1 pseudogene is annotated in these 1,319 nt (G+C 63.5%); it reads left to right on the plus strand.

The features are described from left to right. Positions 1 to 24 precede the first annotated feature (24 nt). Positions 25 to 1,140 (plus strand): annotated as a pseudogene (locus AC5ZG1_RS43940) (integrase core domain-containing protein); the annotation flags it as partial. Positions 1,141 to 1,319: the final 179 nt, after the last annotated feature.

Raw genomic sequence — 1,319 nt, forward strand, 5'->3', positions numbered from 1 at the left:
TGATCGGCAAGGAGGAGCTTGCCGATGGGTTGGATGGAGACCTGTGCTGTGGATGAACGGATGCGGTTTGTGGTGGCGGCGCAAAAGCACGAGGAGTCATTTGCGGCGGTGTGCCGGCGGTTCGGAGTGAGCCGTCGGGTGGGCTACAAATGGCTTGCGCGGTTCGAGGAAGAAGGGGCGGCCGGTCTGTTCGATCGTCCGCGAGCTCCCCTGCATCGTCCGCAGAGCATTGCGGAGGAGGTCGCCGAACGCTGCCTTGAGGTGCGTCGGGCGCATCCGACCTGGGGACCGGTCAAGGTCCTTGCCTTTCTCGAACGGAAGTCACCCCGGACGGCATGGCCAGCGGCCAGCACGATCGGCGAGCTGTTCGACCGTGAGGGGCTGACGGTGAAGCGCAAGTTGCGCCGCCGCAGCCCGCCCTCGAGCGCGCCCTTTGCCGGCTGCGAGGCGGCCAACGATGTGTGGTGTATCGATTTCAAGGGCTGGTTCCTGACCGGGGACGGCATGCGCTGCGAGCCGCTGACGATCACAGATGCCTACAGCCGCTATCTGCTGCGCTGCCAGGCTCTGGCACACACCGACACGGATCATGTCTGGCCGGTGCTGGACGCGGCGTTCCGCGAGTTTGGATTGCCGCATTACATGCGCTCGGACAACGGCTCGCCGTTTGCCTCGCGCGGCGCCGGAGGATTGTCGCGGCTGTCGGTCAAGCTGATCAAGGCCGGCGTGACGCCGGAGCGCATTGCGCCGGGCAAACCTCAGCAGAACGGCCGCCACGAGCGCATGCACCTGACCCTGCTGCAAGACGTTGCCAATCCGCCGGCTCCCACCATGCGCGAGCAGCTCAAGCGCTTGCGCAGCTTCCAGCATCTCTACAACCAAGAGCGTCCGCACCAATCGCTCGACAATGCCACGCCAGCCGACCGTTACCAGGCCTCCTCGCGCCGCTTCCACGGTATCTTGCGCAAGCCGGAATACGCTGATGACCAGGACGTTCGCTCGGTCCGGCACAACGGAGAGATCAAGTGGCAGGGCAACACGATCTATATCAGCGAAGCACTGATCGGCGAGCCTGTCGGCTTGGCCGAGGACCAGGACGGCTGGACCGTCAGCTATGGCCCGATCGTGCTCGGCACGATCGCTCACCGCGATGACCAGCTCCGAAGACCCAAACGTAAAGCAAAAGGCTGTGGACTTGAGGACAACGCTGCGCGTTGCCCTCAGGGTCCACAGCCTCAACAACAACAGACCTGAACGAAACGAGAATTGTGTTACCTATGTCGTCGGTCTGAACTGTTACCTATGTCGCCGGTTGCTCA

It is taken from the genome of Bradyrhizobium sp. Leo78 (genome assembly GCF_059512425.1).